The sequence below is a fragment of the Comamonas sp. B-9 genome (assembly GCF_000410635.1).
Taxonomy (GTDB): domain Bacteria; phylum Pseudomonadota; class Gammaproteobacteria; order Burkholderiales; family Burkholderiaceae_C; genus Comamonas.
This window is the reverse complement of record NZ_KE148643.1, coordinates 68,692-93,319: the sequence shown is the minus strand read 5'-3', so window position 1 is coordinate 93,319 and position 24,628 is coordinate 68,692. Positions and strand designations below refer to the sequence as shown.

Below are 24,628 nucleotides of genomic sequence, written 5' to 3'. Positions count from 1 at the left end.
AAGGGGGCGGGGGGGCCCCGCCCGCAAAGCCTGCAGCCGCCCCTGCGAAGGCGGCGAAGAAGACTGCAAGCAAAACAGCAACGAAGACGGCAAGCAAGACCGCGCCCAAGCCGGCAGTGAAGGGCGCGGCGAAAAAGCCAGCTACCAAGTCTGCAAGCAAAACGTCGGCCGCCGCGCCGCGCAAAGCAGCCAAGACGGCCGTGAAGGTGCCCGCAGCCAAGAAGCCAGCTGCGGTCAAAAAACCAGCGGCCAAGTCCACCAAGGCCCCTGCGAAGAAGGCGGCAGCAGCGCCCGCCAAAGCACGCAAAACGGCTGCTGCCAGCGCCCAGGTTGGCGGCAACGCTGCAGCGGCTGCGCGCGGCGCGGTGCCTACGCGCCAGCCGGCAGCGGCCAGCCGGGGCAACCCCATCAAGGCCCAGCCGGTGAACAAGAAAATCAAGGCCAGCGGCCAATCCAAAACCCGGGCGGCACAGGCCAAGCGCGACAGCCGCTAAATAACCAGTCCATCAAAAATGCCGTACCCGCTGTTAGCGGATACGGCATTGTCATGTGGGCTGGCGTTGCCGCACCACGCCCTGCGCAGGGGGGCCGCTCAGCGACTCAGGGCTTGGTCTTTTTGGCAGCCGGGCTGGGCGCGGCGGCTGGTTGCTGCGCCTTGGCGTAGGCCTTGGTCATCATCTCGCGCAGCAGGCCCGAGCTCGATTGCTGCATCATGCGGTTGATGTCGGCCTGCTTGCTTTGCATCAGTTGCGCATGCGGCGATTGTGGGCCTTGGTCGAGCAAGGACTGCAGCTGGGCCTCGTTGAAATTCTGTGCGTAGGCGGCAGCCAGCTGCGTGTCCCAGCGCTTTTGGTAGTCGGCTGCGACCGAGCGTGTGGCCGCAATCATCGCCTGGCCCGCTTGCTGCTGGCCCATCTTGTCGATCAAGGCCTGGTACTCGGGCGATTTGGCTGCAATCTGCAAACCCACCTGGGGCAGGCTGTGGCCAAGCTTGTATTTCTCGACCAGGGCCAGCGCCATGTCCTGCAGCTTGGCGGCATGGGCGAGGCCCGGCAGCCAGGCGCTGCTGGCCGCCACGGCGGGCAGTACCAAGCTGCCCAGCAGGCGGCGGCGGGCTGAGGAGGTGCGGGTGAAGGTAGAAGTCATGGGTGGCACGCTGGTCAGGAAGTGGTCGAGGGGGTGGAGGCTTGGGCGGCCTTGGGGGGAACCAAGGGGCCGGCGGGTGTCTCCAGGTCGATCACATGGATGCCGAATGCGCCGCGCTTGCGGTCTTCAAAATAGCGCTGCAAGGTGACCTTGACGGTGCGAAAGGCGATCTGGTCCCAGGGAATCTCGGCCTCGCTGAAGAGCCGCGCCTCGATGGTTTCCCAGCCGGGCTTGAATTCGGTGCTTTGCAGCTGGGCCAGGTAGAACAGGTGCACCTGGCCGACATGCGGCACATTGACGAGCGAGAACAGCGGGCCCATCGTGATGTCGGCGCCGGCTTCCTCATCGGTCTCGCGCTCGGCGCCCTGGCCGGTGGTCTCATCGAGCTCCATAAAGCCGGCCGGCAAGGTCCAGTAGCCTTTGCGCGGCTCGATATTGCGCAGGCACAGCAGCACCTTGTCGCCCATGTAGGGGATGGTACCCACCACGTTCAGCGGGTTCTCGTAGTGCACGGTATGGCAGGCGGGGCAGATCGCGCGGATCTTGGTGTCGCCGTCATCGGGCAGGCGGTGCTCAACCTGGGTGCCGCAGCGGCGGCAAAAATCAACGGGGGCGCGTGAGGTCATGCGGTCTATTGTGCGTCAAGGCCGCGCTGCTCGCGGCCAGGGACGAAAAAAAGCGCCACCGCAGTGGGTGGCGCGTTGTCCTGGCCTTACACCAGTTCGATCTTCAACGAGGGCAGGCCCGTCACACCGCCTTCGAGCACATCGCCCTTGACGACAGCGGCCACGCCTTCGGGCGTGCCGGTGAAGATCAGGTCACCGGCTTGCAGCTCCCAGGCTTGCGAGATCACTTCAATGGTCTCGGCAATGTTCCAGATCAGCTTTTGCACATTGCTGTGCTGGCGTTCGGCGCCATTGACCTTGAGCCAGATCTCGGCGTTGTTGACATCACCGGCCTGGGCGGCGGGCACGAGGGCTGCGATGGGCGCGCTGCCTTCAAAGGCCTTGCCGATTTCCCAGGGGCGGCCTTGCTTTTTCATCTCGTTTTGCAGGTCGCGGCGGGTCATGTCCAGGCCCACGCCATAGCCCCAGATGTGCGCGGCGGCGTCTGCTGCAGCAATGTTCTTGCCGCCCTTGCCGATGGCCACGACCAGCTCGATTTCGTGGTGCAGGTTGCTGGTGAGCGTTGGGTAGGCGATCTGGCCGGTGCTACCTGTGGCCACGGGCACCACGGCATCGGCGGGCTTCATGAAGAAGAAGGGCGCCTCGCGGCCGGTAAAGCCCATTTCCTTGGCATGATCTTCGTAGTTGCGGCCCACGCAGTAGACGCGGCGCACGGGGAACAGCTGGTCGCTGCCTTGAACAGGTACGCCGGTTGGCGAGGCTGGAGGGATGACGTATTGGCTCATGCTGGACTTTGGTTGGAGGCGGGAGGAAACCGCCCGGTTGAAGCGGTGCCAAAAATTATGCGGCAAAACAAAGCAGCCTGCAGGCTCCCAGGCACAGCCCTTGCTGGTCTTGGCATGCGAGACAGCGACAGCTGTCATGCGGGCGACTGGCTCACCCGCGACTGCAGCGCCCTGCGTTATGCTCGGTCGCCATGAAGCTGCATAACTATTTCCGCTCGTCCGCGTCCTACCGGGTGCGCATTGCGATGCAGGCCAAGGGCCTGGCCTATGACTACCTGCCGGTGCACCTGGTCAAGGCCGAGCACCGCGAACCCGCCTTTGCCCGCCATGTGGGCGACGCGCTGGTGCCCGCGCTGGAGACAGATGACGGCCTGTGGCTGAACCAGTCGCTGGCCGTGATCGAGTGGCTGGACGAGGCCTACCCGCAAACGCCCTCCATGCTGCCGGGCAATGCGCTGGCCCGTGCCCGCATCCGCGCGCTGGCCCTGCAGGTGGCGTGCGAGATCCACCCGATCAACAACCTGCGCGTGCTGGCCTACCTGACTGGCGAGCTGGGCCACAGTGATGCTGAAAAAAGCCAGTGGTACCAGCACTGGTGCCGCACCGGGCTGGAGGCCTTTGAGCGCCAGCTGGTGTTGCTGGCGGCCGAGCGCCAGGCGCAGGGCTTGGCGCCATCGCGTTTTTGCTGGGGCGATAGCCTGACGATGGCGGACTGCGCGCTGGTGCCGCAAGTCTTCAATGCCCAGCGCTTCAAGGTCCATCTTGAAGGCCTGCCACTGACGATGGCCGCCTATGAGGCGGCCTTTGCGACCGATGCGGTGCAAAAAGCCCAGCCTGCCGCCTGCCCGGATGCCCAGCCATGAGTGGCGCTGCGTCCACCCCCTTTCCCGCTGACTGGCTGCTGCCCCAGTGGCCCACGCCACCGGGCGTGTTTGCGCTCTGCACCACGCGTGGCGGCGGTGCCAGCGAAGGCCTGTTTGGCACCACCAACCTGAGCTTTAACGTGGGCGATGTGCCTGGCCATGTGCAAACCAACCGGCTGCTGCTCGCCCAGGCCATGCAGGCGCTGGAGCAGCAGGCCGGCTACGGTGCCGACCAGACCCGCCCCCGCCAGCCGGTATTTGTGCGCCAGGTGCATGGCCGCCAGGTGCAGGTGCTGGGCGAGGGCGGCGGCGCTGAGCAGCCGGCCGATGCCAGCGTCAGCGATGTACCCGGGCTGGGCTGCACCGTGATGGCGGCCGATTGCCTGCCCGTGTTGTTCTGCCACCAGCAGCTGCCGGTGGTAGGCGCCGCCCACGCCGGTTGGCGGGGCTTGCTGGGGCAGGACGGGGTAGGGGTGCTGGAGAGCTGCTTTGCCGCCTATGCCGATCGCGTGCGCCGGCAGGCGGGCCAGGCCGGCCTGAGCGATGCCCAGATTGCCGCGCAAACCATGGCCTGGCTGGGTCCTTGCATCAGCCAGCCTGCGTTTGAGGTGGGTGCCGAGGTGCAGGCCGCCTTTGTGGGGCTGGATCCAGCTTGCGCGCCGCTGTTTGTACCCGGTAAGCCGGGCAAGTTTTTTGCCAACCTGAGCGGCCTCGCCCGCCACCGCTTGCAGCGCTTGGGCCTTGGGGCGTTGTTTGGCAATGACGGCAGCCAGGACTGGTGCACGGTGGCCAACCAAGAGCGGTTTTTCTCGCACCGGCGAGACGGCTCGCCCGGCGGTGGCACCGGGCGCTTTGCCACCTGCATCTGGGTGGCCTAAGGCTCTGCTATCACCCAAGCCTTGCTACTAAAGTACTCATTTTCATTGAAATGAGTACTTTTATAATCTTTTTTTGCATCTGTTTATGCTATTTAATCTACTCATTTCATCGAAAAAGAGTAGAATATGCAGCATGACTACCTCTTTGATGGCCACCTTGGTGGCAGCCCGCAAAGCCCAGCAACTGACCCAGGCCCAACTGGCCGAGCAGGCTGGGCTCTCGCGCATGGCGGTGCAGCGCACCGAAACCGGCGATGTGGACCCGCGCTACTCGACCGTCGCCGAGATGGCCCGGGTGCTGGGCATGCAGCTGGTGGCGGTGCCCGCTGATTTGCTGCCCGCGCTGCAGGCCTTTATCCAGTCGGGCGGCAAGTTTTTGGGCCAGCCGACCGGTGCGGAAGCCCCCCCTTCGGTAGTAGACAGCCTGGCGGGCCGCAAGCCCTGAGGCAAGCTAGGCGCAAGCGAGGCACTGAATGAGCACCTCCATCCGCTACCTGCGTCTCTATATGCACCTGCCCGGCAGCATGGGCGGTGGGCGGCGTGCGATTGGCTACCTGTCGCAGTACGGCGATATCCTGCGCGTCTCGTTCGAGGAGAGCTATATCGCAGATCCGGAGCGGCCTGTGCTCTCGCTCAGCTACCAGGGCGCGACGGAGGCGGACACCCAGCGCATCCTGCATGCCGCGCGCGACGCCCGGCTGGTGCGCACCGATGGGCGCTGGCCGGTCTACTTTCAGAACCTGCTGCCCGAGGGCCATAACCGCCAGCGCCTGGCCGCTGAGCGGGGCTGCTCGCCCGATGACGAGTTTGAGCTGCTGGCCGCTGCCGGCCACGACCTGATGGGCGCGCTGGAAGTGGAGCCGGTGCCGCGCGACGAGGCCATTCCGGACGTGGTGCGCCACTGGCACACCTCGCAAGGCCTCGATGTGCTCGAACCTGGCTTTGTCGAGTTTCCGGTGGCCGATGCTGCGTCGCTGCCGGGCATCGTCACCAAGTTCAGTGCGGTGCAGGATGGCCGGCGCTATACCGTGCGCCGCCGGGGCGCGGCGGGCAGCGTGATCCTGAAGCTGCCCAGCTCCCAGCACCCCGACTTGGTGGCCAATGAGTACAGCTGCTACCAACTGTGCCAGGCCTTGGGGCTGACAACGGCCGATGCACAGATCATCAGCCGCGCACAGGCCGATCTGCCCGAGCACCTGCCGTTTGACGAGATCTTGGCCGTGCAGCGCTTTGACCACCTGCCCGACGGCACCCGCGTGCACATGGAGGAGTTCAACCAGGCCCTGGGCTATGCGCCGCGCCACAAGTACGGCAAGGGCCTGCAGCAGGACTGGCCGACGATGCTGCGCGTGCTCGATCGCCTGAGCCCCCAGCCCGTTGCCGATACCCGCGAGTTTTTGGCCCGCACAGTGGCCGCCATCCTGATGGGCAATACCGATGCGCACCTGAAGAACTGGGCGCTGGTCTACCCCGATGGGCGCCAGCCGCGCCTGGCTCCCGTCTACGACTGTGTCTGCGTCGCCGCCTTCTTTGAGGGTTCGGCCCCGCAACAGTACGCCGTCAACAAGGCCATTGACAGCAGCATGCGGGCGCTCAGCTGGGACGATGTGGCGACCCTCCTGAAGGCCGCCGGTCTGCTGCGCGTGTCGCGCCATATCAGCCTGCTCAAGGACATGGTGCGGCAGGCGCAGAGCGCCTGGCCCGCCTTGCTGGCCCAGGCCCCTGCCGGTATGGCCACCGTGGTGCAGCAGCGTTTGCGCGGGGGCGTGGCCATCGCCACGCTGTAAGAATCGGTTCAGATGGCGCTCGCCAGCGTATTGCCCGACTGGCTGTCGCTTGTATGTCAGGGTTTGCCCCAGGGCAGCGCCCAAAGGCGGTATGCTCCACGCTTGCCTGTTGCTGGAGCCTGTGCTGTGCTGCCCTTTGAAGTTGAAATCCCCTTTGTCAGCCACCTGGGCTTTAGCTTGCACCGCTGGGAAAACGGCGAGGCGGAGCTGCATTACCGGGCCCGGCCCGAGCACCTCAACAGCTATGAAGTGACCCATGGCGGTGCATCGATGACCTTGCTCGACGTGACCATGGCCCATGCGGCGCGCAGTGCCATCCCTGGCAGTGGCGCGGTGACGATCGAGATGAAAACCAGCTTTATGGCGCCAGCCAAAGGCGCCTTGGTGGCCAAGGGCAAGCTGCTCTCGCGCAGCAGCCGCATGGCCTTTTGCGAGGCCTGGCTGTATGACGAGCAGGGCGCCTTGTGCAGCCATGCAACGGGCACGTTCAAGTACGTGATGCCCGAGGTGGTGCAGTCCTTGCAGGCCGCCAAAAAGCAGATCAAGACCGACTGATTTCCGCGCGTGCGCAATGCTGCGTTAGAGCGCAACTGGGCCTGTGGCCGCTGTCCCCAGGCCCCCGATAGATGGACAGAACATGCCAAAGCCTTCTTCAACGCTGGACCAGCTGAGCTGGTCCTTCGAGCCCTTCTCGGCACTCAATCTGCAGCAGCTGTATGACCTGCTGCATGTGCGCTGCCAGGTCTTTATTGCCGAGCAGGTTGCCTTCCAGGACCTGGACTACAAAGACCAGGATGCCTGGCACCTGCTGGGGCGTGATGCGCAAGGCAGGCTGCAGGCCTATGTGCGGGTGCTGCCGCCGGGCTTGGCCTATGCAGAGCCGTCGATTGGCCGCGTGGCCGTCATGCAGGCGATGCGCGGCACGGGGGCTGGCTGGGAGCTGATGCGCCACGCGATGGCCGAAACCGACCGTCTGTGGCCAGGCACCGCCATTCGCATTGGCGCGCAGGCCTATTTGCAAAAATTCTACGAAGGCTGCGGATTCGACGTTGTCTCGGAGCCCTATCTGGAAGACGGCATTCCCCACCTGACCATGCTCTACCCGGGCAAGCCCCAGGCGGTGGAAAGCGTCGCCGTATGAAAACTGCCCATCCACACATGCCGGTGATCTGCCATGGCTGAGGCGCGCATGCAACCGGCCTCGCTGAGCGAGGGTCTGCCCATGCCCGAGCGGCGCCTGGCGATGCTGGTCATCGTGCTGGGCCTGATCGTGGCCGTGCTCGATGGCAGTATCATGAACCTGGCGCTGCCCACGGTGGCCAAGGAGCTGCAGGCGTCGCCTGCCGAGGCGATCTGGGTCATCAATGCCTACCAGCTGGGCACCTTGGGCCTGCTGCTGCCCCTGGCAGCGCTGGGCGAGCGCATTGGCTACCGCAAGGTCTACCTGGTGGGGCTCGTGTGTTTTACGCTGGCATCGGCCGTGGCCATGCTGGCCCAGTCGCTGTGGCTGCTGATTGCAGCGCGCGGCCTGCAGGGCATGGGCGCGGCCGGGGTGATGGCCGTCAATGCCGCACTGGTGCGCTTGACCTACCCGGCGGCCAAGCTGGGCAAGGGCATGGCGCTCAACTCACTGGTGGTCGCCATCTCGTCGGTGGCCGGCCCTGGTGTGGCGGCATTGATTCTGTCGGTGGCCAGCTGGCCCTGGCTGTTTGCGATCAATGTGCCGCTGGGCATTCTGACCCTGTGGCTGGGCCGCAAGGCCTTGCCGCGCAACCCGCAGCAGCTGCTGGATGCACCGCATGCCAAGTTGACGCCGATTGATGTAGCGCTGAATTTTGCGATGTTCTCGCTGGTGTTTCTGGGGGCCGAGCGTATCGGCGCACGACATGGCATGGAGTCGGGCGGCTCGTCCGCCTCAGGCTGGCTGATGCTGGGCCTGGGCCTGCTGCTGGGCGCCTGGTATGTGCTGCGCCAACGCAAACTGAGCCTGCCTTTGCTGCCGCTGGACTTGCTGCGCATTCCCGTTTTTGCACTGTCCATGGGCGCATCGATTGGCGCCTTTGCGGCGCAGATGCTGTCCTTTATTGCGCTGCCTTTCTTGCTGCTCGATGCGCTGCAGCGCAGCCATTTTGCCGCCGGCATGCTGATGACGGCCTGGTCGGTGGCGATTGTGCTGGTGGCGCCGCTGGCGGGGCGGCTGATCGGCCGGGTAGAAGACGGTCTGCTCGGCGGCATCGGCATGGCGATTTTGGCGCTGGGCCTCTTGAGCCTGGCGCTGCTGCCAGTCGACCCGAGCGACCTCAACATCGGCTGGCGCATGGCCTTGTGCGGCCTGGGCTTTGGGCTGTTCCAGTCGCCCAACAACCACACCATCGTGACCTCGGCACCGCTGGCCCGCGCCGGCGCTGCCAGCGGCATGCTGGGCACGGCGCGGCTGACCGGGCAATCGCTGGGCGCTGTACTGGTGGCCATCATCTTCACCTTGTGGCCGGTGGCCAGCGGCCATGGCACGACGGTGGCGCTGTATCTGGCAGCCGGTTTTGCCGCGATGTCGGGGGTGTTCAGCAGCCTGCGGCTGCGGCATTCAGCGCACTAAGCGGCTTTAGGTGGCATCGGGCGGCGGTGGGGCAGGGGCCTGTTGCGCCTCGGCTTCGGCCCGGTGGCGCATGCGGCGCCGCGCAGGGGTGCCGGCGATGAACAGCAGCAAACCCAGCGGCAGCGCGCCATACAGCAGCAAGGTGAAAAAGGCGCCCAGCAGGCTGCCCTGGGGGCTGGCGGCCTCGACCACCGCCATCAACACCACCACATACAGCCAGGCTATCGCTATCAGGTACATGCCTTGGAATTTACCCGAACTTGCTGCCCACCAGCACACGGCTGCCATTTTTTGCGCCTAAGATGCACACAAGCCCATGCCCGCCATGGAGCCTGTTCAGGGAGACGACGATGACGCAGCAACCGTATTGGGGACTGGGCAGCGACCAGTTCCAGCAACTCAGCCAGATGACCCAGCAATGGATGGAGCGCATGCAGTCCATGCAGACCATGGCATCTCCCTTCAATGCGGTAGGCGCACCCCAGGGCTTTACCGCCGGTCTGGGGGCGCTGCCAGCGGGCACGCCCCCCGTCAGTTTTGACATGGCCAAGCTGCAGGCCATCCAGGCGCAGTACGCGCAAGCGGCCTTGGCGCTGTGGACCGAAGGCGCCAAGGGCGAGGTGGCCCTGCCCAAGGACCGCCGCTTTGCCGGCGACGCCTGGCAGCAAAACCCGGTCTCCACGTTCACCGCCGCCAGCTATGCGCTGCATGCCAAAACCATGATGGACATGGTCGATGCCGTGCAAGGCGACGAGAAAACCCGCGCGCGTGTCCGCTTTGGGGTGGAGCAGTGGCTGGCGGCCACGGCGCCCAGCAACTTCCTGGCCTTCAACGCCGAAGCGCAGAAAAAGGCGCTCGACACCCAGGGCCAGAGCATTGCCCAGGGCCTGCAGAACATGCTGGCCGATATGCGCCAGGGCCATGTCTCGATGACCGATGAGTCGCTGTTTGAAGTCGGGCGCAATGTGGCCACCAGCGAAGGGGCGGTGGTCTTCCAGAACGAGCTGTTCCAGCTCATCGAATACAAGCCGCTAACCACCCAGGTCTATGAGCGGCCGATGCTGTTTGTACCGCCTTGCATCAACAAGTACTACATCCTCGATCTGCAGCCTGACAACTCGCTGATCCGCTACAGCGTGGCCCAGGGCCACCGCACCTTTGTCGTCAGTTGGCGCAACCCGGATGCCAGCCTGGGGGGCAAGGGCTGGGACGACTATATCGGCGGCGCGGTGCTCGAAGCGATCGAGGTGGTCAAGGCCATCTCCGGCAAACCCCAGATCAACGCCTTGGGCTTTTGCGTGGGCGGCACGATGCTGGTCAACGCGCTGGCGGTGCTGGCCGCGCGCGGCGATGACTCGGTGGCCAGCGCGACCTTGCTCACCACCTTGGTGGATTTCCAGGACACCGGCATTCTCGATGTATTCATCGACGAGAACTTTGTCAAGTTCCGCGAGCTGACGATGGGCCAGAACGGCCTGATGCCCGGCCAGGAGCTGGCCTCCACCTTCAGTTTTCTGCGCCCGGTCGATCTGGTGTGGAACTACGTGGTCGGCAACTACCTCAAGGGCGAGACGCCGCCGCCTTTTGATCTGCTGTACTGGAACAGCGATTGCACCAACCTGCCTGGGCCTTATTACGCCTGGTACCTGCGCAACTTCTACCTGGAAAACAAGCTGGTGCAGCCCGGCGCGCTCAGCGTCTGCGGTGAAAAGCTGGACGTCGGCAAGATCGACATGCCGATCTACATCTACGGCTCGCGTGAAGACCATATCGTGCCCATTGGCGCGGCCTACGCATCCACCCAGGTGCTGGGCGGCGACAAGCGCTTTGTCATGGGTGCTTCGGGCCATATTGCCGGTGTCATCAACCCGCCCGCCAAGAACAAGCGCAGCCACTGGCTGCGCGAGGATGGCCAGTTGCCCGCCAACATCGATGCCTGGATGGACGGCGCCGATGAGCTGCCCGGCAGCTGGTGGACGGACTGGAGCCAGTGGCTGGCCCAGCATGCAGGCAAAAAGGTGGCAGCGCCCAAAAGCTATGGCCGCGCGCGCACCGACTACCGGGAGCTGGAGCCCGCCCCCGGCAGCTATGTGCAAGCCAAGGCCTGACCTGGAAACCATAGCGGTCTGGTTGCAATTGCAGGGTCGCCAACCCCATGCTGCGGTGCAATAATCTGCAGCGCAGGGCCGTCTGAGACAACGGCATCCGTGCCCATTTTGAAAAGGAAGAATCATGGAAGACATCGTCATCATCTCCGCCGTGCGTACGGCAGTTGGCAAGTTTGGCGGCTCGCTGGCCAAGGTGCCTGCGACTGACCTGGGTGCCACTGTCATTCAGGAAGCACTGGCCCGTGCCAAGGTGGGCGCCGACCAGGTCGATGAAGTCATCATGGGCCAGGTGCTGGCCGCTGGCGTGGGCCAAAATCCCGCACGCCAGGCGATGATCAAGGCCGGCGTGGACAAGAAGACCCCGGCGCTGACTATCAACGCCGTCTGCGGCTCGGGCCTCAAGGCGGTGATGCTGGCAGCGCAGGCGGTTGGCCAAGGCGATGCAGAGATTGTCGTGGCCGGTGGCCAGGAAAACATGAGCCTCTCGCCCCACGTGCTCAACGGCTCGCGCGACGGCCAGCGCATGGGCGACTGGAAGATGACCGACACGATGATCGTCGACGGCCTCTGGGATGTGTACAACCAGTACCACATGGGCATCACCGCCGAGAACGTGGCCAAGGAATTCCATATCGACCGTGACAAGCAGGATGCCTTTGCACTGGCCAGCCAGCAAAAGGCAGCGGCTGCGCAGGACGCCGGCAAGTTCGACGAAGAAATTGTCACCGTGCAGATCCCGCAGCGCAAGGGTGACCCGGTGGCCTTCAAGGCCGATGAGTACATCAACCGCAAGACCAATGGCGAAGCGCTGGCGAGCCTGAAGCCCGCTTTTGACAAGACCGGCTCGGTGACGGCCGGCAATGCCTCGGGCCTCAACGATGGCGCTGCCGCGCTGGTGATTGCCAGCGGCAAGAAGGCCAAGGAGCTGGGTGCCGAGCCACTGGCACGCATCGCCGGCTTTGCCACCGTGGGCCTGGACCCCAAGATCATGGGCATGGGCCCCATGCATGCCGTGCGCAAGGTGCTGGCCAAGACCGGCTGGAAGGCCGAGGAGGTCGATCTGTTCGAGCTCAATGAAGCCTTTGCGGCCCAGGCCTGCGCGGTGAACCAGGAGCTGGGTCTGGACACCAGCAAGGTCAATGTGAACGGCGGCGCCATTGCGATCGGCCACCCGATCGGCGCATCCGGTGCGCGCATCTTGGTGACCCTGCTGCACGAGATGAAGCGCCGTGGCTCCAAGCGCGGCATCGCCGGCCTGTGCATTGGCGGCGGCATGGGCGTGGCGCTGGCGGTCGAGCGTCTCTAAGCCGTTCTTCCCCCGCATCGCTTGCATCGCAACCGCCTCTCGGGGCGGTTTTTTGATGTGCGCCCGTCGCCGCGCAAGACAGGGCTGAGGGCTTGGCAGGGCTGGTGCTTGTTCCGTCATTGAGGGCCATTGGACTGTCATAAAAATACCTGACTATGGCTGTCTGCTTCGTGATAGGGTTTGCGAGGATGCGGCGCGAAAACGATCAAAACCGCGCGTTAATGAGGCGCGTTTTTGTTGCAATAGCCGGTCAAAATCGCCGAAATTAAGGGCTACTGCAAGAAATTGTTCGCTTGGCGTAAACGAGCGTTTGCACACCTCGTTTCTTGGTTACAGTGGTAGTGCACAGGCATTTCAAGCAAAACCAAGGAGATGTGAATGAGTCAAAAAGTGGCCTACGTAACCGGCGGTATGGGAGGCATTGGGACGGCCATTTGCCAGCGTTTGCACAAAGATGGATTCAAGGTGATTGCGGGCTGCGGGCCCACGCGCGATTTCCAAAAATGGCTGGGCGAGCAAAAGGCGCTGGGCTATGAGTTCCACGCTTCGGTAGGCAATGTCGGCAACTGGGAATCCACCGTCGAAGCCTTTGCCAAGACCAAGGCGGAGCACGGCAGCATCGATGTGCTGGTGAACAATGCCGGCATTACCCGCGACCGCATGTTCATCAAGATGACGCCCGATGACTGGCAGGCAGTGATCGAAACCAACCTGAACTCCATGTTCAATGTGACCAAGCAGGTCGTCGCCGACATGGTGGAAAAAGGCTGGGGCCGCATCGTCAACATCAGCTCGGTCAACGGCGCCAAGGGCCAGGCGGGCCAGACCAACTACTCCGCTGCCAAGGCAGGCATGCACGGCTTCTCGATGGCCCTGGCCCAGGAGCTGGCCGGCAAGGGCGTGACCGTGAACACCGTGAGCCCCGGCTATATCGGCACCGACATGGTCAAGGCCATCCGCCCCGATGTGCTGGAGAAAATCGTCGGCACCATCCCGATGAAGCGCCTGGGCGAGCCCACCGAGATCGCGGCAATCATCGCCTGGCTGGCATCGGAAGATGGCGGCTATGCGACGGGTGCCGAGTTCTCGGTCAATGGTGGTTTGCACACCCACTGATCGCCACAGCAGCTACCCATGAAAAACGCGCCTCATAAGGCGCGTTTTGTTTTGTCTGGAGCGGGTGATGGGAACTAAACCCAGATAGCCGCAATCCATTGATTCCAATTAAATTTTTGAAAAATTACCAAAAAAATCGGTGGGTTTATCGGGACACCCACTAGGGACACTAGCAGGTAGTTGCTTTGTACCACAGGTTTCTTGCTTGCAGTCGACTACAGCCCACGGAAATGTGGTGACACGTTCAATCGCTCTGGGATAGAAAATGGTCAATCTCACTCGCAGTGCTGCGAGCCGTACGCATTACCCCAATGAGTGTGGCGGATGCAGCCCCTGTCCAATCACCATAACCAACTAGCCACAGACCTGGTCTATCGCTGGCCTGCGTACCTAACACTTTCACTCTTGAATCGCTCAATATGCCAAGTGGATCTAGTAGTTGGAGTGAAGGGTTGAACCCAGTACACCAAATAACCGCGTCAAGCTCCTGAGCATACCCATCTGCCCATTGCACACCTTCGGCTGTGAAGCGTTTAAATGGGCCAACAGAATGCAAAACTCCACGGCGCCGCGCATCAACGACCGACGGAACCATCACGATGTCACCAAAGCCACCAGGAAGTTCATCTGGGTCACGGCCTTCTTGCTGAGCTTGCCATCTAGCCGTAGCTCTTTCAAATAGCACTCGTCCATCAACTTCGTCAGGTAAAAAGGATGGGGGACGAAGCGTGACCCAGATCGTGGAATCGGCAAAGAGCGAGATTTCCGCCAAGATCTGGGCGCCAGAGTTTCCTCCCCCAACAACCATCACCCTTTTTTCCTTAAATGAGTGAGGTGACATGTACTGAGCTGAGTGCAGCTGTTCTCCTTTAAAGGAGGCCATGCCTTCAACCTCAGGCACAAACGGATTTCGCCATGTGCCTGTGGCGCAAACCACAGCACGTGAATGCCAGCTTCTAGACTCTGAATTGACTTTGAAACCTTGCTCTTTAGCTTCAACACCTGTGACCAGTACAGGCCGCTCGATCTGCAACTCGTAACGTGCCTCGTACTTTCGGAGATAGTCAATTACATGATCGCGAGTTGGATACTGGTCTCCGGAGGCAGGCATCGGCCATCCAGCGATTGAGCTCCAGTTTGCTGGAGAGAACAATTTCAAGGAGTCCCACCCATGTTGCCAGGCGCCGCCTCCAGCCTCTTCAGCATCCAGCAGCAGCACTGACAAGTTGGTGCGGCGAAGGAAATATGCCACCGACAAACCTGCTTGACCTGCCCCGATGATGATCACATCGTGAAATGACACTGTTGACCTCCTACTTACTCTTATTGCTGTGAACTTACACGCATAGAACACAATGCCGCAAATGCGCTAATAGCGAGCAAGGAAGTCAGCCACAGCGCCTTGCTCCCCCAATTTGCAACAGCTAGTCCGAAAAGAAATGGAGAGCCTGCTTGCACGATTCGTGCAGGCACCATCAGCCACCCTTGACGCTGACCATAGCCTCTGGCTCCAAATACTTTGAGTGGTAGAGTGCCGATGGCAATCGTCAAGATTCCATTGCCCAGACCATGCAAGATGGCAAATGCACTAGCAGCTGAATTACCAAAAAATACTAGGCTAATGGTCGCCAGTGGATGAGCAAGGATTGCTAGGCGTGCGGAGAGCAAGGGATGAGCATTTCGGAGCAACCCGTATTCCAGCACTCGGCCTGCTACTTGACCAGGGCCCACCATTGCGGCTGCGGCGATGGAGGCTGCTAGGGCAGTGCCACTCGTTTGAAGAACCAGCGGAAGATGGGCCGCCATCGCGGTGCTAACAAACCAAGTTACCGCAAAAACGTAGGCCATCAGGAACGCTGTTCGCCTGGTGTTGATGCTTCTATGTTCCTCGTTCAGAGATACGAAGTTAGTTGATTCTTGTATTTCTGGCACGGCTTCTGCATTTGGCTTGGCGTGCGATAGCAAGACATTGAGTGGAATACCAATCAGAAGGTGCAATGCGGCCCAGAACATGCAGACGACGCGCCAGTCGTACAGTCCTTGCAGATAGCTGGAAAGAGGCCAACCCACTGTGCTGGCAAAGCCTGCGATGAGTGCGATTCCTGTAATTGTTGGCCTAGCGTTTTGACCATACAGGTGTACCACTGTACTAAAAGCCGCTTCGTAAAGACCGCTCCCCATTGCCAAACCAATTACAGCCCAGGCAACGAACACATGCACGGTCTGTGTGGCTTGACTCAGGAGCAGCAAGCCGAGGGCAAAAATTAGGTTGCTTACGATGAGTACCAGTCTCCCGCCAAGGCGATCAATAAAACGTCCCGCGAGCGGACCTACTGCGGCAGCCACCAGTAGGGCAGCAGAAAAGGCTCCAAACACTTCAGAGTATGTGGCATCAACCGAATGGCCAATGGGCATGGCCAGCACCGCAATCAAGTAGTAAGACGAGGCCCAAGAAAGTGTCTGGGCAACTCCGAGCATGATTGTGACTTGCTTGCGGTTGAGTGCCATGCTGATCTTTAAATGCTGCGCTGGTTGACCCGCTTAGACAGCTCTTCGGCACTCTCGCGACGCTCGCTGTATCGATCCACCAGATAGCCAGAACAGTCTCGTGTGAGCAGTGTGAACTTGACCAACTCTTCCATTACGTCAACTACCCGTTCGTAATATGAAGAAGGTTTCATGCGGCCTGCTTCATCAAACTCTGCGAATGCTTTGGCCACCGATGACTGATTGGGGATGGTGATCATGCGCATCCAACGACCCAGAATCCGCATCTGATTTACAGCATTGAACGACTGCGAACCACCCGAGACTTGCATTACAGCCAGTGTCTTGCCTTGAGTCGGTCGTACAGCTCCTATCGACAAAGGAATCCAGTCGATCTGTGCTTTGAGAATACTGGTCATGGCACCGTGCCGCTCAGGAGAAGTCCAGACCATGCCTTCTGCCCATTGAGCCAGGTCTCGCAGTTCCTTCACCTTCGGGTGGTCTTCAGGAGCGCCATCTGGCAACGGCAAACCACGCGGATCAAAGATTCTGGTCTCAGCACCCATCCTACGCAGCAGGCGAGCTGCCTCTTCGGTCAGTAGGCGGCTGTAGGAGCGGTCTCGAACAGAGCCATAGAGCAGCAGAATCCGTGGTGCATGCGCAGTCCGTTGAGCTGGCACCAAGTCATCAAGGCTAGGCTTTTGAAAGACTTTCGCATCCAGATTTGGGAGGTCAGAGTTTGCCAATTCGTTTTCCTTTTGAATCAATAACAGCTTCGCCGTCCTCCTTTGAGAACGCAGCTTGTTGAGGCTGTGGGAGGATGTCCAAAACCGCTTCGGATGGTCGGCAAAGCCGTGTTCCCAGTGGAGTCACCACAATCGGACGATTGATGAGGATGGGATGCTGGAGCATGAAGTCGATCAACTGTTCGTCTGTCCAATTGGGCTCATCCAAGCTGAGTTCTTCATAGGGCGTACCCTTTTTGCGCAGCAGGTCTCGTACTGGGACATCCATTGCTTTGATCAAATCTATTAGCGTCATACGGTCGGGAGGCGTCTTCAGGTATTCAATGACGTTTGGCTCTTCTCCGCTGTTTCGGATCATGGCCAAAACATTGCGTGAAGTGCCGCAGGCGGGATTGTGATAAATGGTGATGTTGCTCATAACGTTAGATTTCCGTTTTAAACATTCAGGACGCAATGCTCAGCCGAAGCGCCAGAGCAGCGAGTGTTACCAGTAGAACTGGCATGGTCAGCACAGCACCAACTTTGAAGTAGTAGCCCCAACCAATGGTTGTGCCTTTTTTACTTAATACATGCAGCCAAAGGAGGGTTGCCAAGCTACCGATAGGCGTGATCTTGGGACCGAGATCGCACCCAATCACATTGGCGTACACCATGGCTTCCTTGACTGGTCCAGTAGCTGCAGATGCGTCGATAGACAGTGCTCCAATCAACACTGTGGGCATGTTGTTCATGATTGAAGACAGCACAGCCGAAAGAATGCCAGTGCCGAGGGATGCACCCCACACACCACCCGCCGCAAACTGGTCCAGGAGCTTGGCAAGGTGATCGGTCAAGCCAGCGTTTCTCAACCCATAGACAACTAAATACATCCCTAAAGAGAACACCACGATCTGCCAAGGAGCGCCGCGAAGAACTTTCTTGATGCTTATCACGGGACCATGCCCTGCGACCATCAGCAAGATAGATGCCCCTACAGCTGCTACAGCGCTTACTGGGATACCCTGAGGCTCGAGCGCGAAGAAACCGATCAGAAGCAATATGAGCACCACCCACCCAGCTCGGAAGGTTGCTAGGTCCTTAATCGCAGCTGATGGCAATTTCAGCTGAGCCGCGTTGTATGAAAGAGGGATATCGCGTCGGTAAAAGAGCAACAGCACACTAAGGCTGGCTAGGACTGCAGCAATGTTGACAGGCACCATCACGGAAGCATAGTCGTTGAAGCCAATCTTGAAAAAATCGGCAGAGACGATGTTCACAAGATTGGAGACGATTAGAGGCAGGCTGGCTGTATCTGCGATGAATCCTGCCGCCATGACAAAGGCCAGGGTTGCTGCGGGTGAAAAGCCCAGCGCTACCAGCATAGCCATAACGATGGGAGTGAGAATCAGGGCCGCTCCATCATTGGCAAAAACGGCGGATACGGCAGCCCCCAAGAGCACGATCAGTGCAAACAGCTTGACACCACTGCCCCCACCCCAACGAGCAAAATGCAGAGCTGCCCACTCAAAGAACCCAGCCTCATCTAGCAATAGGCTGATGATGATGACGGCGACAAAGGTACCTGTTGCATTCCAAACAATATTCCACACAACGGGAATGTCAGCCAAATGCACGACTCCCAACAGAAGCGCGACAGCGGCTCCAATTGAGGCACTCCAACCTATGCCTAGGCCACGCGGCTGCCATATGACGAGTGTGAGAGTAAAAATGAAAATTGAGATGGCCGTCAACATGGCACATAGGTCCTAAAAAGCTTGTTTCGGCATTAGTAGTTGCCGCGTAGACGCGATGCCAAGAGCGTGTTTCTGAACAATGTCCGAGGCATGATCAGAATCAGACAATTGCTGCTCACTGAGCAGAAAGCTCTCGCGCCGTGGTCTGCAACACTGCTTGTTCTAGTTTGCCTGCAGGCAAGTTCACCAAAAGCTCCAGACGACGGCGGACCATGTGCATGGTTTGTCGGAAGGCTTCCAACTTTGCTTCATCAGAGGCATCGCCTTCGGACGGATCTGGGTAGCCCCAATGTGCAGTTGCAGGGTGGCCAGGCCAGAACGGACACACTTCCCCTGCTGCGTTGTCGCAGACCGTGATGATCAGATCCATATTTGGCGCACCAGCCACCGCAAATTCATCCCAACTCTTACTACGCAGGCCTTCTACCGAAACCCCTGCCATTTCAAGTACTTGAAGCGCCTGCGGATTGGGTTGCTGGTTCTCTCGAGGGCTGCTGCCTGCCGAATAGGCCTTGAAGCGGCCCTTACCCATATCGTTCAGCAATGCCTCAGCCAGGATGCTGCGAGCCGAGTTGTGCGTGCATAAGAACAACACGTTTAGTGGAGCTTTTTTGTCTTGCATGGTGTTTTAGTCGTGAGACTTAGTGGATGGAAAACATTGCTTAGCACTCACACGAATTTGCTGTGCTATCTAGGCAAACTGCTCCTTGACAGCAGTTCTCGGTGAGATATGTGAGCAGATCGTTCATGACGGGAAACGCAGCTCGATAGAGCACATTTCGGCCGTGTCTTTCTTGGCTGACCAGGTCGGCATGAAAAAGCTCTTTCAGGTGAAAGGACAGTGCATTTGGAGCAATGTTGAGCTGCTCCGCCAGAGCGCTGGGAGTTAAACCTTCAGGGCCTGCTACAACCAGGGCACGAAAGACCCTCAGTCGGGCTTCATGAGCCAAAGCGGAGAGAGAGCGGATAACGTTAGCTTCTTGCATGGGTCAATTGTACAACAAATGTTGAATTGATGAATAGTTGGATGAGAAGAATTGGTATTTCATGCGATGAAGCTTCAGCTCGCAAGCAGGGACAAGGCGACACCCGCTAGCGACCGATTGTATGAAATATCTATTAAAGTCTTATTTAGATAGTTGTGGGCTATCAGAACAAGGTGGCTTCATTGATCTTCTATTGAATCCATTGCTTGAAAGAATTCAGATGGCTGAAGATTCAAGGCCTTGATGATCTTAAGTATGTTGACCAGTGCCAAGTTGTGCTCGCCTCGCTCTATACCACCCATATAGCTTCTGTCAATTCCACATTCATCGCCAAAAGCCTCTTGAGAGTAGCCAAGAGCCTTCCTATGCATTCGCACAGCCTTGCCAAATGCTATGAGTTCTGGTGGCGCTGTCTTTCCTGTGTCTTGCTTTCTAACCATGCCCTATGGTCGTGCTGTGTTGTATAAAGCTCCACGGGATATAGCATCACGGGATATAGTTAGCATTTCACGCTATCATGAGTCCCTGGCTCCCGGAGCTAGTAGCTGGTTCAGCACCACCAAAAATTCAAAGGTACATCATGCAAAAAAAGACAATTTCGGCGCTTACTGTTGTTCTGCTTCTCTTAGCGGGGTGCTCAGACGGCCCTGGCAAGAAAGAAGTTGCGACTATCTACGGAAATTCTCTGGAAAAGCTTCAAGCACTTCAAAGCATTGCTGATAAGGAACTTGAATTAAATCTGTTGAGTATTGATGGTTTGGATTGCAAAAAAGATGGGGAAATTTATTACATTTGTACTGGCAAAGCAAATGTAGAGATCAAGGGATCAAAAAATCAGAACAATAACAAAACGCTGTCCAAGGAATTTAAGATGAAATTGAAAAACAACAATGGTAATTGGGTGGATGCTAATTCCGAATGGAAATGAATACAAATTGGATTTGTGTATGATGAGTAAGAAAACTCTTTTAGAGCATTCCGTTTACTCTGTTGGGAAGGCCAAATCAACTTTTTGGCTTTTTGTTGCCATTCCAATAGTCTTCTCAGTAATCTTCATGCCTATCAGTTCAGAGTTTGTAGGCAAAGTGTGGTTTGGCTGGGTAATTGTCAACATTCTCGTCATTCCTTGCAAGCTTCTCTCAAGGAGTTTTAAAGAGCACAATCCAATCTTTGAATACATTGACAACAGAACCTATAGAATTTCCACTTCTGTTAGAAGCAGTCACGAAATCGGGGTAATTACATTGGGGGACTATTTTTTCTGGAATATTCTGAGTGAGCTTTTTAAAGTAGGAAACATTGCTTTAATTCCAAATTTGATTACGGTTCCTGCAATGTACATATATTTAAAATCTCTTCAATATAGAATTAGAGGGCTTCCAGAAAATCTAGAGAAAAATGAAGAATTTTCCGAATCCTTTATTCCTTCAATGCTAATCCCAAAAATGGCCTTCTATTTGATAGTAACAGCCGTAATCTTGGGGCTCATTTCAGGCGCAGTGGTAATTGGTCTAGTTTGGTACGGAAAAGTTTTCAGATAAGCGCTTGTAGATCTCACGCAATAGCGTGAACTACAGAGTTCTTGGGCAATCTAAGCAAGCTTGCAAAAAGGCTCAACTTGAGTGAGAATTAGCTATCAATTTCTTCAGGAGGTAAAATGGCTACATCTCTCAGTGATATCCAGGCAAAAATTAAAGCTCTTCAAGAACAGGAACAAGAGCTTATTAAAAGTGAAAAACACAATGTAATTCAAGAACTTAAAGAGAAAATTTCAGCCTACAAAATTACATTTAAAGAACTCGGCTTCACTGCTCCTGTCGTAGCTACTGAGGAAACTGCAGCAAAAGCTGAGAAGAAGGAGCCTGCGGAGGCCAAGTACCGAGATCCAGAGACGGGAGCAGGCTGGTCAGGTGGGCGAGGAAAACGGCCAGCTTGGGTCAATAAACTTTCTGAGCAATGGGAAAAAGACGGTAAGAAATTTAAGGATGAAATTCAGAATTATTTGATCCAAAAATGACCTTTTAAAATAGTCATGTATTCTGTAAGCCCCTATTTAAGGGGCTTTTTTATTTCTAAATAATTTTAATTGACAGATATAATAAAAATGTGATCTAATTCAATTCTCATAAAAATAAAGAAAGGAAATTTATGAAAAAGGAGTTCTTTAAAAGTCTTAAAAACCTAATTGAAGGCAATCAAGCAAAAAGAGAAGTTGATGTTATTTTGGAAGTGTATGAATATGCATTCACTCTAATCAACAGACATTCTCAATATGATGTGCTTAACTATCTAGCAGATATAGATATCAAAGATAATGAAACCTTGCAGTGTGCAGTTAAGCTATTAAATGCAATGGCACAAAATAGACCATTTGATGATTTGCTGACCGAGTTTATTGAAGTTGAACATATTGCAAATACTAATTTAGGTCAGTATTTCACTTCAGTAGATGTTGCTGACATGATTTCAGTGTTTAATTCAATTGATTATCGCAGTAAAAAAAATCAACGAGAAAAATATCAGTACTATAAATTCTCAGATGAATGCGGCTGTGGTGCTGGCTCATTAACCCTTGCATTCTTAAGAGGTATTGATGCGGAGTCAAGTGATGTCAGAGACTTTCAAAATCTTGAAATCTGGCTAAATGACATTGACGAAAATATAGCAAGAATTGCGACCTTGACGATTTTCATATCTGGTGTTATTCATTCTAGGCATATAGGTGTAATTTATACACAAGCCAAGAACATACTTACAGAGCATAGTGTCTTTAAACCTATATCTCAAATAATTGCTAATGAATTTAGATATAAGATATCGCTAAATATTAGTGCTAAAACCTCATTTGAGGAAAGATTGCCTGCATTTAATGAGCTAATGAATAGATTTTCCAAAATAGACTCTTACACCACTAAAGATTTCTAAGTAAGAAACAACAAATCCCCACGCAGGGGATTTTTTTTGTCTATATGTATCATCGTATTTTAATTCTTGATTTATGCTTTTCTTTGTCATGCTTCTCTTTGAACGCTTGGTTGTTTTTTTCGGCATTCAAGATGGCTAATTTCTGTTGAAGCTCTGCAATTTTGATAGGGTCTTTTAACGATGAAAGTTTAATAATCAAGGTGGCTATTTGAGAGTCAATAATAGCCAAAGATGTGCTTGATTGATGCGATGTGTCTGCAGAAACACATGATAAATTCTCATTGAAATTCTCAAAATTAAAAGAGTTGTGTTGAATTGTCGGAGCATGTTCGCTTCGCTCTTGCAAAGGGGGAGCGATGCTATCGCCCATTTTCTCTTTGGAAGGAATAACAGGGGCTACAGTCATCTCAATATTTGGTATGGTACGTAGATAGCATGATGGCTGCTTATCTGCATTAGCAGATGATAAACGGGATGTGCTGGCTTCCTTTTTGATAAGCGAAGGTCTATTTTTTAATGTGTTTTGGAACTTGGATTTGCTAGGTGTGTGATATTTGTCAAGGTTGTACTTTTCTCGTTCTTTTCTTAGCTGTGCAATTGTATTTATTGCCATCGCACGGTCTAGTTCACTCAGTTTTTCCTTGGACGAGGAGCTTAGTAGCTTTTTATAGTTGGAATCACTTTTGAAAATTTCACCTTGAAATCTCATGGATTTCTCCTTGTCCGAAAACTTGACACTTATATAGTTATGTCCCACTCTTGTTACTTTGTGGCCTTGAGAATTCAAGAATAGGATTAAATCGTTTCTATTGAGAATTTTTCCTGTTTTAGCCATAGTTCTGATTTTTTTAGCAAATTGTGGTTTTCTAGTTTTTTTCTCAAATACATCAAATAACTGGGTGAAGCCGTCACTTGTGACTTGTTTGTAACCCAATTTATCATTTTGCATTATTTGCCAGGCTTCTAATAGTCGCATATTCTTTGATCCAGGCGGGAATGCGTTAAATGCTTTTCCCTTGGATGTTTGTTTGGGGATTAGGAAGTGCATTTCGGTATTGCCTTTTTCCCTATGTAAGACCCATAGAATCGGCACATCGTCTCTAAACATGTGAGGCATGAAAGTCTCCTGAAAGTCTTCACACATCTCTTTCAATTGTTCATAGGATGGATTCTCACTATCTCTAAAAGCAACTACTCCAGATGTGTACTTGTTTTGGCGGTGATTGTTATCTATTAGAAATGCAGTTGCATGCTTAGAGCCTTGAAAAATCCGTGGCTGGATAGATCTTACTTTGCCTTCTGCATCATTGCCTAACAGGTAATTAATTGGTCCTCGTGATGATCCCTTGCCGACGTTTTTAAAAATTTTGATAATCATCTGTTGCCCCTTAATGCTAGCTCTTTCAATTCATGCAGAATGCCTTTTAATTCTTCTAAATATTGTTCCTTTGAGGAATGAGCATTAACTTTGTGTGCAATTTGATTTATGTTTGTTCCAATTTTCTTAATTTGATTTAGTGTTGAGATAGTTAAAAACATATCCTCATTATTTTTGTATATTTTTGACTTGTTATTTCCCAATGCCTTATCTCGTAAATATTTGGCGATTGTTTTTCTCTCCTGAATTGCTCTTCTCTCAATTTCAAGGAATTCATCTTCGCTTGCTCTGATGTGGATTTGTTTATTTCTTATGTATTGGCAAGTGTCACTTTTGTCACTTCTTCCAGATTTCATTTTTTTTCTTTTCATCTCCATACATGTCCTTTATTTTTTCTCTTCTATATTTTTCAAAACCGACTTGACCGATATCAGTTTTAAAATAGCCATTTTTTTATTGTGACTTCCTGTGTGCTTGATAAGCATTTCAGTTAGTTCTTTAATTTCATTTTCAAGTTCTTTTGTTATGCTTTTCATGCCTATCCTTTATTCTTATTCGGGGTATGGGGTATCCCCATATACAAACACTAGCAAGAAATTTATTTTGTGTCGCTAGTGAGTTACCTTGCTTTGCTTTTTCTTATTTTTTCTATTCCTGAAATTTCCTCATTTAATTTTTTGATAATTTCCCAAATTTCTTGGATTTCTTCATCGGTGTGACTTATGTTTTCATCATGCTTTTTAAGCAGATGAATTAGTCTTATTTGCATAAAGTCCTTCATGATAAATCTCCTTGTCTATTACAGATAAAGATACGCAGAATAATTAAGTAGTCAAGTTATTTAAGACGAAAAAAAAGAGTCTTGCGACTCCATTATTTTTTTTCGTTGTGGGATATTTCGTTTACTGTCGTAAACGACTTCTTTATCAGTAAAGAAGCAAACTGTCAGTCTTCGTATATATTGCATATATCCTCGCTGAGTCTAAATACCATTTTATCTTTTCCAGAATACCGAAATAGCTCAATACAAACATCCTAATACCTTAATTTGTCTGCCTTCCTGTCTCCTGTGAATCTGAAGATTCCCAGGAAACGGAAGGCAAAGTTTTCCCTAAGCTGAACATAAATTCATGCTGGGACTTTGGCCATTTCCGTACCTGGG

At 55.2% G+C, this 24,628-nt stretch carries 32 protein-coding genes; 15 read left to right on the top strand and 17 right to left on the bottom strand.

What is annotated here, in order from left to right:
* Nucleotides 1-220, bottom strand: a 220-nt coding sequence (locus H928_RS32945; RefSeq protein WP_204366332.1) for a hypothetical protein, incomplete at its 3' end; no start/stop codon positions are given.
* On the opposite strand from H928_RS32945, the gene H928_RS30310 reads away from it, so the two are divergent.
* The gene (locus H928_RS30310) at nt 201-494 is read left to right on the top strand and encodes a hypothetical protein (protein WP_052330145.1); all 294 of its coding nucleotides are present in this window, start codon (nt 201-203) and stop codon (nt 492-494) included. The genes H928_RS32945 and H928_RS30310 overlap by 20 nt on opposite strands.
* A 106-nt stretch (nt 495-600) precedes the next feature.
* Here the strand turns inward: H928_RS30310 and H928_RS32545 are convergent, their stop codons facing one another.
* The 3 genes from H928_RS32545 to H928_RS0120020 form a co-directional block, all read right to left on the bottom strand.
* Nucleotides 601-1,146 (bottom strand): hypothetical protein, encoded by a 546-nt coding sequence (locus tag H928_RS32545; RefSeq protein ID WP_021028103.1) that lies wholly within the window; start codon nt 1,144-1,146, stop codon nt 601-603.
* 14 nt (nt 1,147-1,160) lie between these two features.
* On the bottom strand, nt 1,161-1,772 hold the full coding sequence (locus tag H928_RS28905) for an NUDIX hydrolase (protein ID WP_021028102.1): 612 nt from the start codon (nt 1,770-1,772) through the stop codon (nt 1,161-1,163).
* 86 nt (nt 1,773-1,858) lie between these two features.
* Nucleotides 1,859-2,557 carry a fumarylacetoacetate hydrolase family protein gene (locus H928_RS0120020; protein WP_027011165.1) on the bottom strand — a complete coding sequence of 233 codons (699 nt, stop codon included), beginning with the start codon at nt 2,555-2,557 and terminating at the stop codon, nt 1,859-1,861.
* Nucleotides 2,558-2,748: 191 nt separating this feature from the next.
* On the opposite strand from H928_RS0120020, the gene maiA reads away from it, so the two are divergent.
* The 7 genes from maiA (at nt 2,749) to H928_RS0119985 (ending at nt 8,681) form a co-directional block, all read left to right on the top strand.
* Nucleotides 2,749-3,420, top strand: coding sequence for a maleylacetoacetate isomerase (maiA, locus tag H928_RS0120015; protein ID WP_021028100.1), 672 nt, complete (start codon nt 2,749-2,751; stop codon nt 3,418-3,420).
* Nucleotides 3,417-4,298 (top strand): polyphenol oxidase family protein, encoded by an 882-nt coding sequence (locus tag H928_RS0120010; RefSeq protein ID WP_021028099.1) that lies wholly within the window; start codon nt 3,417-3,419, stop codon nt 4,296-4,298. Before maiA ends, H928_RS0120010 begins: the two co-directional genes overlap by 4 nt.
* Nucleotides 4,299-4,431: 133 nt before the next feature.
* Nucleotides 4,432-4,743: a helix-turn-helix transcriptional regulator gene (locus H928_RS0120005; RefSeq protein ID WP_027011164.1), complete on the top strand. Its 312-nt coding sequence runs from the start codon at nt 4,432-4,434 to the stop codon at nt 4,741-4,743.
* A 28-nt stretch (nt 4,744-4,771) separates the two neighbouring features.
* Complete coding sequence (locus H928_RS0120000) at nt 4,772-6,085, top strand: type II toxin-antitoxin system HipA family toxin (protein ID WP_021028097.1); 1,314 nt, start codon at nt 4,772-4,774, stop codon at nt 6,083-6,085.
* A 126-nt stretch (nt 6,086-6,211) separates the two neighbouring features.
* Nucleotides 6,212-6,640 (top strand): PaaI family thioesterase, encoded by a 429-nt coding sequence (locus H928_RS0119995; protein WP_021028096.1) that lies wholly within the window; start codon nt 6,212-6,214, stop codon nt 6,638-6,640.
* Nucleotides 6,641-6,722: 82 nt separating this feature from the next.
* Nucleotides 6,723-7,226, top strand: coding sequence for a GNAT family N-acetyltransferase (locus H928_RS0119990; protein WP_021028095.1), 504 nt, complete (start codon nt 6,723-6,725; stop codon nt 7,224-7,226).
* A 33-nt stretch (nt 7,227-7,259) separates the two neighbouring features.
* Complete coding sequence (locus tag H928_RS0119985; protein ID WP_021028094.1) at nt 7,260-8,681, top strand: MFS transporter; 1,422 nt, start codon at nt 7,260-7,262, stop codon at nt 8,679-8,681.
* Nucleotides 8,682-8,687: 6 nt separating this feature from the next.
* On the opposite strand, the gene H928_RS28900 is transcribed toward H928_RS0119985, so the two are convergent.
* Nucleotides 8,688-8,969: a hypothetical protein gene (locus H928_RS28900; RefSeq protein ID WP_239645031.1), complete on the bottom strand. Its 282-nt coding sequence runs from the start codon at nt 8,967-8,969 to the stop codon at nt 8,688-8,690.
* 62 nt (nt 8,970-9,031) lie between these two features.
* Between H928_RS28900 and H928_RS0119975 the strand changes: the two genes are divergently transcribed.
* The 3 genes from H928_RS0119975 (at nt 9,032) to phbB (ending at nt 13,211) form a co-directional block, all read left to right on the top strand.
* On the top strand, nt 9,032-10,789 hold the full coding sequence (locus H928_RS0119975) for an alpha/beta hydrolase (protein WP_021028092.1): 1,758 nt from the start codon (nt 9,032-9,034) through the stop codon (nt 10,787-10,789).
* 124 nt (nt 10,790-10,913) lie between these two features.
* Nucleotides 10,914-12,095, top strand: a complete 1,182-nt coding sequence (locus H928_RS0119970) for an acetyl-CoA C-acetyltransferase (RefSeq protein ID WP_021028091.1) — start codon at nt 10,914-10,916, stop codon at nt 12,093-12,095.
* 378 nt (nt 12,096-12,473) lie between these two features.
* Nucleotides 12,474-13,211, top strand: coding sequence for an acetoacetyl-CoA reductase (gene phbB / locus H928_RS0119965; RefSeq protein WP_021028090.1), 738 nt, complete (start codon nt 12,474-12,476; stop codon nt 13,209-13,211).
* 244 nt (nt 13,212-13,455) lie between these two features.
* On the opposite strand, the gene H928_RS31080 is transcribed toward phbB, so the two are convergent.
* From H928_RS31080 to H928_RS0119935, 8 genes are all read right to left on the bottom strand, one after another.
* Nucleotides 13,456-14,514 carry an ArsO family NAD(P)H-dependent flavin-containing monooxygenase gene (locus H928_RS31080; RefSeq protein WP_084635893.1) on the bottom strand — a complete coding sequence of 353 codons (1,059 nt, stop codon included), beginning with the start codon at nt 14,512-14,514 and terminating at the stop codon, nt 13,456-13,458.
* Between the two features lie 20 nt (nt 14,515-14,534).
* Nucleotides 14,535-15,719 (bottom strand): MFS transporter, encoded by a 1,185-nt coding sequence (locus tag H928_RS31075; RefSeq protein WP_084635892.1) that lies wholly within the window; start codon nt 15,717-15,719, stop codon nt 14,535-14,537.
* Between the two features lie 8 nt (nt 15,720-15,727).
* Entirely contained in the window at nt 15,728-16,444 is a 717-nt protein-coding gene (gene arsH / locus H928_RS0119955) for an arsenical resistance protein ArsH (protein ID WP_027011162.1), read from the bottom strand.
* On the bottom strand, nt 16,431-16,862 hold the full coding sequence (gene arsC / locus H928_RS31070; RefSeq protein WP_084635891.1) for an arsenate reductase (glutaredoxin): 432 nt from the start codon (nt 16,860-16,862) through the stop codon (nt 16,431-16,433). Before arsC ends, arsH begins: the two co-directional genes overlap by 14 nt.
* A gap of 25 nt (nt 16,863-16,887) precedes the next feature.
* On the bottom strand, nt 16,888-18,177 hold the full coding sequence (locus H928_RS0119945) for an arsenic transporter (protein ID WP_021028086.1): 1,290 nt from the start codon (nt 18,175-18,177) through the stop codon (nt 16,888-16,890).
* Between the two features lie 115 nt (nt 18,178-18,292).
* A complete protein-coding gene (locus H928_RS31065) occupies nt 18,293-18,799 on the bottom strand; it encodes an arsenate reductase ArsC (RefSeq protein ID WP_084635890.1) in 507 nt (168 codons plus the stop codon).
* Between the two features lie 40 nt (nt 18,800-18,839).
* Nucleotides 18,840-19,163, bottom strand: a complete 324-nt coding sequence (locus H928_RS31060) for a helix-turn-helix transcriptional regulator (RefSeq protein WP_084635889.1) — start codon at nt 19,161-19,163, stop codon at nt 18,840-18,842.
* A gap of 179 nt (nt 19,164-19,342) precedes the next feature.
* On the bottom strand, nt 19,343-19,603 hold the full coding sequence (locus H928_RS0119935) for a helix-turn-helix domain-containing protein (protein ID WP_021028084.1): 261 nt from the start codon (nt 19,601-19,603) through the stop codon (nt 19,343-19,345).
* A 140-nt stretch (nt 19,604-19,743) separates the two neighbouring features.
* Between H928_RS0119935 and H928_RS31775 the strand changes: the two genes are divergently transcribed.
* The 4 genes from H928_RS31775 (at nt 19,744) to H928_RS31765 (ending at nt 22,088) form a co-directional block, all read left to right on the top strand.
* The gene (locus H928_RS31775) at nt 19,744-20,091 is read left to right on the top strand and encodes a hypothetical protein (protein ID WP_204366331.1); all 348 of its coding nucleotides are present in this window, start codon (nt 19,744-19,746) and stop codon (nt 20,089-20,091) included.
* A gap of 22 nt (nt 20,092-20,113) precedes the next feature.
* On the top strand, nt 20,114-20,704 hold the full coding sequence (locus H928_RS31770; RefSeq protein WP_158400594.1) for a hypothetical protein: 591 nt from the start codon (nt 20,114-20,116) through the stop codon (nt 20,702-20,704).
* Between the two features lie 116 nt (nt 20,705-20,820).
* Nucleotides 20,821-21,180, top strand: coding sequence for an H-NS family nucleoid-associated regulatory protein (locus tag H928_RS31055; RefSeq protein WP_084635888.1), 360 nt, complete (start codon nt 20,821-20,823; stop codon nt 21,178-21,180).
* Between the two features lie 131 nt (nt 21,181-21,311).
* Entirely contained in the window at nt 21,312-22,088 is a 777-nt protein-coding gene (locus H928_RS31765; RefSeq protein ID WP_148293241.1) for a hypothetical protein, read from the top strand.
* Between the two features lie 49 nt (nt 22,089-22,137).
* Here the strand turns inward: H928_RS31765 and H928_RS31760 are convergent, their stop codons facing one another.
* The 4 genes from H928_RS31760 to H928_RS32535 form a co-directional block, all read right to left on the bottom strand.
* Entirely contained in the window at nt 22,138-23,466 is a 1,329-nt protein-coding gene (locus tag H928_RS31760; protein WP_148293240.1) for a relaxase/mobilization nuclease domain-containing protein, read from the bottom strand.
* Nucleotides 23,463-23,843 (bottom strand): MobC family plasmid mobilization relaxosome protein, encoded by a 381-nt coding sequence (locus H928_RS31050; protein ID WP_084635887.1) that lies wholly within the window; start codon nt 23,841-23,843, stop codon nt 23,463-23,465. Before H928_RS31050 ends, H928_RS31760 begins: the two co-directional genes overlap by 4 nt.
* A 9-nt stretch (nt 23,844-23,852) precedes the next feature.
* A complete protein-coding gene (locus H928_RS32540; RefSeq protein WP_158400592.1) occupies nt 23,853-24,002 on the bottom strand; it encodes a hypothetical protein in 150 nt (49 codons plus the stop codon).
* 83 nt (nt 24,003-24,085) lie between these two features.
* The gene (locus tag H928_RS32535; protein ID WP_158400590.1) at nt 24,086-24,247 is read right to left on the bottom strand and encodes a hypothetical protein; all 162 of its coding nucleotides are present in this window, start codon (nt 24,245-24,247) and stop codon (nt 24,086-24,088) included.
* Nucleotides 24,248-24,628 lie beyond the last annotated feature (381 nt).

What these genes read in the sequence shown, in the direction of transcription:
- H928_RS0120000 (WP_021028097.1), top strand. Translation starts at nt 4,772, where the DNA reads ATGAGCACCTCCATCCGCTACCTGCGTCTCTATATGCACCTGCCCGGC.
- H928_RS31765 (WP_148293241.1), top strand. Translation starts at nt 21,312, where the DNA reads ATGAAAAAGGAGTTCTTTAAAAGTCTTAAAAACCTAATTGAAGGCAAT.
- H928_RS28905 (WP_021028102.1), bottom strand. Translation starts at nt 1,772, where the DNA reads ATGACCTCACGCGCCCCCGTTGATTTTTGCCGCCGCTGCGGCACCCAG.
- H928_RS0119945 (WP_021028086.1), bottom strand. Translation starts at nt 18,177, where the DNA reads ATGTTGACGGCCATCTCAATTTTCATTTTTACTCTCACACTCGTCATA.
- H928_RS28900 (WP_239645031.1), bottom strand. Translation starts at nt 8,969, where the DNA reads ATGGCAGCCGTGTGCTGGTGGGCAGCAAGTTCGGGTAAATTCCAAGGC.
- H928_RS0119970 (WP_021028091.1), top strand. Translation starts at nt 10,914, where the DNA reads ATGGAAGACATCGTCATCATCTCCGCCGTGCGTACGGCAGTTGGCAAG.
- H928_RS31055 (WP_084635888.1), top strand. Translation starts at nt 20,821, where the DNA reads ATGGCTACATCTCTCAGTGATATCCAGGCAAAAATTAAAGCTCTTCAA.
- H928_RS31775 (WP_204366331.1), top strand. Translation starts at nt 19,744, where the DNA reads ATGCAAAAAAAGACAATTTCGGCGCTTACTGTTGTTCTGCTTCTCTTA.
- H928_RS31075 (WP_084635892.1), bottom strand. Translation starts at nt 15,719, where the DNA reads ATGGCACTCAACCGCAAGCAAGTCACAATCATGCTCGGAGTTGCCCAG.
- H928_RS31065 (WP_084635890.1), bottom strand. Translation starts at nt 18,799, where the DNA reads ATGCAAGACAAAAAAGCTCCACTAAACGTGTTGTTCTTATGCACGCAC.
- maiA (WP_021028100.1), top strand. Translation starts at nt 2,749, where the DNA reads ATGAAGCTGCATAACTATTTCCGCTCGTCCGCGTCCTACCGGGTGCGC.
- H928_RS0119985 (WP_021028094.1), top strand. Translation starts at nt 7,260, where the DNA reads ATGGCTGAGGCGCGCATGCAACCGGCCTCGCTGAGCGAGGGTCTGCCC.
- H928_RS0120010 (WP_021028099.1), top strand. Translation starts at nt 3,417, where the DNA reads ATGAGTGGCGCTGCGTCCACCCCCTTTCCCGCTGACTGGCTGCTGCCC.
- H928_RS0120020 (WP_027011165.1), bottom strand. Translation starts at nt 2,557, where the DNA reads ATGAGCCAATACGTCATCCCTCCAGCCTCGCCAACCGGCGTACCTGTT.
- H928_RS0120005 (WP_027011164.1), top strand. Translation starts at nt 4,432, where the DNA reads ATGACTACCTCTTTGATGGCCACCTTGGTGGCAGCCCGCAAAGCCCAG.
- H928_RS32540 (WP_158400592.1), bottom strand. Translation starts at nt 24,002, where the DNA reads ATGAAAAGCATAACAAAAGAACTTGAAAATGAAATTAAAGAACTAACT.
- arsC (WP_084635891.1), bottom strand. Translation starts at nt 16,862, where the DNA reads ATGAGCAACATCACCATTTATCACAATCCCGCCTGCGGCACTTCACGC.
- phbB (WP_021028090.1), top strand. Translation starts at nt 12,474, where the DNA reads ATGAGTCAAAAAGTGGCCTACGTAACCGGCGGTATGGGAGGCATTGGG.
- H928_RS0119935 (WP_021028084.1), bottom strand. Translation starts at nt 19,603, where the DNA reads ATGGTTAGAAAGCAAGACACAGGAAAGACAGCGCCACCAGAACTCATA.
- H928_RS32545 (WP_021028103.1), bottom strand. Translation starts at nt 1,146, where the DNA reads ATGACTTCTACCTTCACCCGCACCTCCTCAGCCCGCCGCCGCCTGCTG.
- H928_RS31760 (WP_148293240.1), bottom strand. Translation starts at nt 23,466, where the DNA reads ATGATTATCAAAATTTTTAAAAACGTCGGCAAGGGATCATCACGAGGA.
- H928_RS32535 (WP_158400590.1), bottom strand. Translation starts at nt 24,247, where the DNA reads ATGAAGGACTTTATGCAAATAAGACTAATTCATCTGCTTAAAAAGCAT.
- H928_RS31060 (WP_084635889.1), bottom strand. Translation starts at nt 19,163, where the DNA reads ATGCAAGAAGCTAACGTTATCCGCTCTCTCTCCGCTTTGGCTCATGAA.
- H928_RS31770 (WP_158400594.1), top strand. Translation starts at nt 20,114, where the DNA reads ATGAGTAAGAAAACTCTTTTAGAGCATTCCGTTTACTCTGTTGGGAAG.
- H928_RS31050 (WP_084635887.1), bottom strand. Translation starts at nt 23,843, where the DNA reads ATGGAGATGAAAAGAAAAAAAATGAAATCTGGAAGAAGTGACAAAAGT.
- H928_RS0119990 (WP_021028095.1), top strand. Translation starts at nt 6,723, where the DNA reads ATGCCAAAGCCTTCTTCAACGCTGGACCAGCTGAGCTGGTCCTTCGAG.
- H928_RS0119975 (WP_021028092.1), top strand. Translation starts at nt 9,032, where the DNA reads ATGACGCAGCAACCGTATTGGGGACTGGGCAGCGACCAGTTCCAGCAA.